Annotated in this window: 4 protein-coding genes and 1 pseudogene; all 5 read right to left on the bottom strand. The window is 61.1% G+C overall.

Features of this window, described 5'->3' with window-relative positions; genetic code table 11:
* Window positions 1-355 (bottom strand): annotated as a pseudogene (locus WBF74_RS07835) (flagellar motor switch protein FliG); the annotation flags it as partial.
* Between the two features lie 78 nt (window positions 356-433).
* Window positions 434-2,098 (bottom strand): flagellar basal-body MS-ring/collar protein FliF, encoded by a 1,665-nt coding sequence (fliF, locus tag WBF74_RS07830; protein ID WP_424437729.1) that lies wholly within the window; start codon window positions 2,096-2,098, stop codon window positions 434-436.
* Between the two features lie 284 nt (window positions 2,099-2,382).
* A complete protein-coding gene (locus WBF74_RS07825; RefSeq protein WP_293215719.1) occupies window positions 2,383-2,658 on the bottom strand; it encodes a DUF1153 domain-containing protein in 276 nt (91 codons plus the stop codon).
* A gap of 134 nt (window positions 2,659-2,792) precedes the next feature.
* The gene (locus tag WBF74_RS07820) at window positions 2,793-3,470 is read right to left on the bottom strand and encodes a flagellar hook assembly protein FlgD (protein ID WP_424437726.1); all 678 of its coding nucleotides are present in this window, start codon (window positions 3,468-3,470) and stop codon (window positions 2,793-2,795) included.
* 17 nt (window positions 3,471-3,487) lie between these two features.
* On the bottom strand, window positions 3,488-4,745 hold a 1,258-nt coding region (locus tag WBF74_RS07815; RefSeq protein ID WP_424437723.1), incomplete at its 5' end, for a flagellar hook-length control protein FliK.

Here is a 4,745-nt window from a genome sequence, read left to right as displayed (position 1 = left end):
GCACTACGGCGACCGTCTGCGGATATTCATTCTTCAGATAGCTCGCGAGAACGGCTTCGTTCACATTGCCGAGCTTTTCCCACATGGTGCGACCGGCAGGGCCACGAATTTCATCCATGACCGCGTTGACGCGATCTTCGGGGAGGAAGCGGAGCAGGAGGCGCTCGGTTGACTCGTAGGAACCAACAAGCGCGCCGGTGCCGGAGACTTTCGAGGCAAATTCGACAAGCAGCTTCTCGACAGTGCCGGCCTGAATGGTGCCGAGAGAGGACATGATCTGGGACATTTCCCTGATCTCGTCTTCATCCAGCATTTCCCACAGAGGGGCGGCATCATCCGCGCCAAGCGCGAGCATGAAGATGGCCGCCTTTTGCGGGCCGGTCAGGGCCTTGTCGTCTTTGATTTTGGGTGCGGTTGCCACGGGTCAGATTCCTCAAGCCGTCTCGTGCAGCCAGCTGCGGAGAATGGAAATGGATTCGTCGGGGTGGTTGGTCACAAGTTCACCGATCTTGCGAACCGAAGACTGCTTCACCTTGCCCGCGACCTGCGCAATGTCGATCAGCATTTCTTCATTGAGTGTGTCGGGAGAGGGCAGGGCGCCTGCGACAGCGTCGTCACCTTCAGGGCTGCCGATCGCCAGTGCGGGCGTTGCCCCCGGCAGGGCAGTACCCGCTGCGGCGCCACCGGCAAGGCCCGGCGCGATGCGCGCAAGGAAGGGACGAACCAGGAAGAAGAGGCCGATGAGCAGCAGCACGCCGATGACTGCCAGTTCGGCAATCCGGGTGAGGTCGAGTGAGGCAAGGTTGAGGCCGTTTTCTTCGACGGGCGCTTCAGCCGTACCGAAATCGGCTTCTTCAGTCGGCGCGAATTGCAGGTTCACAACTTCAACCTGATCGCCGCGCTCTTCATTATAGCCGATGGCGCTTCTCACCAGCGCCTGAAGCTTGGAAAGCTCTTCTTCCGAGCGCGGCGTGTAGATCATCGTGCCATCTTCGCCGCGCGTATAGGCGCCATCGACGAGAACCGCAACGGACAGGCGCTTCACGCGGCCCGGTTCCATCACTTCGGTCTTGGTGGTGCGGGAGATTTCGTAGTTGATCGTTTCTTCAAGGCGGTTTGCAGCCTGGCGCGAGCCGGTTTCGGCGTTATCGCTGCCGAGATTGGCGTTGGGCAGGTTGTTGCCAACCGTGACACCTTCATTGCGCACACCGTCGGTGCTTGTGGAGGTGTCTTCGATGGTCTGTGTCGAGCGCGCGACCTGGCTTGTCGGATCAAACAGATCAGATGTCTGCGTGACGCGGTTATAATCCATCTCCGCAGCCACCTCGACGCGCGCCTTTTCCGGCCCGACGACGCGCTGAAGAATGTTTTCCAGATGCGTGCGCAGGCGGTTTTCATAATTGGTGCGGCGCTCATCAACCGTGCTGGTCAGCATGGACTGAGAGTCGTCGCCAGCGCCGCTTGCGAGCAATGTACCGCGCTCATCAACGATAGAGACACGGTTCGGCGTGAGGCCATCGACAGCGGAGGAGACGAGATACTGGATCGCCTTTACCTGCTGCGTCGCCAGCGTGCCGCGCGACAGCTTCATTACGATTGAGGCGCTGGGTTCGCGCTTGTCGCGGGAGAAAAGCTCGCGCTCGGGCAGAACGAGGTGAACACGCGCCGCCTCGATACCGTCAATTGAACGGATGGTGCGGGCAAGCTCGCCTTCCAGCGCGCGCAGATGATTGATGTTCTGGACGAAGCTCGTGGTGCCGAGCGCGTCTGCATTGTCGAAGATTTCATAGCCGACAGTGCCGCCAGCAGGCAGGCCCTTTTCGGCGAGAGACATGCGCACACGCAGCACTTTCGACTGCGGCACATAGATCATGCTGCCATCGCCGCGCAGCTCGTAAGGAATTTTGGCGGCGTCGAGTTCCGCGAGCACTTTCGCTGCGTCATCCACACCGACTTCGGAGAAAAGCAGGGCTTTGGGCTCGCCGCCCATGCGCAGCGCTATGAAGCCGAAAAAGCCGAGCAGCGTGACAGCGACAAACGCCAGTGCTGCAAGCCGGACAGTGCCAAGAGACTTCAGAAATTCGGAAAGACCGCCCACGAACCCACCTCATCTTGCCAAGGCACAAGCATGGATCCGCTTCTGGATCGCCGCCTGACCCGACAGGAGGGAAGGTGCAATTTCTTTGCTCCCCTGACCTTCGATCCCATTGCCCGATCGAAGCTCCCCTTGCCGCTAGGCAGAAATTACCGTGTGCAGGCTAAACAGATACTTAACGCACACGGCAATTTTTGCCGGGTAGGGGCGAGAGCAAAGGAAAACGCCGGCGGAGGGAGGCTCCGCCGGCGTTCGCTGGACAGTAAGTACGCAGATACTCTTCTATCTCACTGCCTGTATTGCTGGACGCGCGTTGCGCGCAGGCCAGCGAGCCCGTGACGTTCGATGGAGCGCTGCCAGCTCAGAAATTCTTCTACCGTCAGCGTGTAGCGGCGGCAGGCATCATCAAGACTGATAAGTCCTCCCCGCACGGCGGCTACGACTTCGGCCTTGCGCCGGATGACCCAGCGCTTGGTGTCTGGCGGGGGCAGGTCAGCAACTGTGAGCGGGCTCCCGTCGGGGCCGATCACATAGTTGACCTTTGTGGTCTGGTGCTCACTCATCAAACTTTGGTCTCCGTGCTCATCGCTTATCCGTGAGCTTAAGGACGCGGCTTTAAAAAACGGCTAAGTGCCTTGGTAAAAATTCTCGAAAATCAAGGGCTTAACCGTTTCATTGCGGGACGAATGGAGAGGTTTCAACTCGCTTCCGGCTGTTTCACGGAGATGATCTGCGAATAGCGGATCTGCGCTCCGTTAACGGTCAGCATCGGATCGGTGGTGCTCATGTCGATGGCCGTCACGATCCCGGATGTCCGCGTATCGACGGCGACCGGATTGCCGTTGGCGGCATTGGCGGTCACTTTCAGGAAGTAGGTGCCGTCCGGCAGGCTGTTGCCCTTGCTGTCCTTGCCGTCCCAGGTGAACTGGTGGGAGCCCTTGGCGGCGTCCATTTTCTCCGAATAGACCGTCGCCCCGTCCGAATTGATGATCTGGAGCACTGTGTCCGGCGCATCAGCGGCGGTGGCGAAGCTCCATTTGGCCTGACCATTCTCCAGCAAGGCGCCCGTGCCTGAGCCGGTAACAGATTTGCCGAGCAGGGAAACGGCATTGTTCGCGTTCTGGATCGAATAGGCCGTTATCAGCGTTTCGAGATTGCGGTTCGTCTGGATCGACTGCTCGACGCCCGACATCTGCACGAGCTGCTGCGTGAACTGGTCGGAGCTCATCGGATTGGTCGGGTCCTGATGCATGAGCTGGGTCGTCAGCAGCTTCAAGAACGTGTCGAAATTGCCCGCCAGCGCCGCGGCGGCGTTGGATGACTTGCTGCCCATTGTGGCGGCCTGAACGGCGGCCGATGCGGATGCGATGTCCATTGCGACTGCCTTTCCTGTCAGATGCGGATATCAACGCCGCCATTCACGGCAAGGTTGACGTTGTAGATGGGCAGGGCGGGGGCTTCGTCTTCCTCGGCACCCATGCCGGGAGTGCTGCTTTCGCTGCCTGCGAGCTGCTGGCGGGAAGTGTCGCCGCTCTGGTCTTTCAGCGAGAAGTTCAGGCTGTCGCTGTCGGCCTGAAGGCCTGCATTGTTGAGCGCCTGCTGAAGGGCGCGTGCATCGCGCTGCAGGAGATCAAGCGTTTCAGGCCGCTCGACCGACATATGAGCGACGACATGGCCGTCCTTGCGGATTTCCATGCGGACATCAATGCGGCCCATTTCCGGCGGGTCGAGACGGATTTCGAAGCGGCTCATGCCCTTTTGGAGATTGCGCGCCATCTGAAGGGCGAGGGTGGCGGCGGGCACCTGTGTCGGCTGGCTCTGGCCCGGCAGCGTGCCGATGCGGACGGTTGCCGCCGCGCTGGTGGTTGAGGACACGGTTTGAACGGGTGCCGTCAGCGGATCACCGTTGCGGGTGGCGGTGCTGTTTTCGAGTGCGGTCATAAAGAAGGGCTGGGGTGCCGCTGCGGGTTGCGGGTTTGTTGCCTGCGGCTGTACGGGTTTCGCTGCATCTGCTGCGGGCCTTGCCTCCGCCTTCTTGTCGGCAAGCTGTTCAGCCGCTTCCTGGCCAAGTCCCTTTGCGGGCTTTGACGCGTTGGCGAGTGTCGCTTCGGGCGTCTCCGTCTCCCCCTGATCGGGGAGCGCATCCGCCGGGTTTGTTGCGGCGGGCTGAAGGTTCTTTTCACCGCCTGCAATCTGCGCGCTGGCCTGTGCTTTCATGGCGGTTCTGTCGGCGTCGCTCATCTGCGGTGCGGCTGGTGCTGCCTGCAGCGGCTGCTTGTTTGCTTCCTGCTGTGCTGCGTCTTCCTCCGGCGCGGCGGTCATCTCACCCGGGACCACGCTTTCGCTGGCGTCGTCATTCGTTTCTGTATCAGTCACCATCGGCATTTCGGGCGCGGCGGCGACCGGCATTTCCTGCGGGCCTGCCGCGAGTTCGCCTTCCGACGTTTCGGGGATGGCATCGCCGGTTTCGATGCCGACAGCGGTGTTCTCGGGCGCGGCTTCGGCTTCGGTCGGCGCTTCCGCCTCGACGACAAGGGCGAGCGCATCACCCTTTTCGGTGGCAAGGGCTGGACCATTCACCGGCGTTTCGCGGGCGTCGTTCCTGTTCTCGGTCTTCCTGTTGCGCCCGTCACGCGCCTCGCGGGTATCT

Source organism: Parvibaculum sp. (assembly GCF_049672805.1).
Taxonomy (GTDB): Bacteria; Pseudomonadota; Alphaproteobacteria; order Parvibaculales; family Parvibaculaceae; genus Parvibaculum.
The sequence above is the reverse complement of the archived record's forward strand: the minus strand, read 5'-3'. Positions and strand labels throughout refer to the sequence as shown.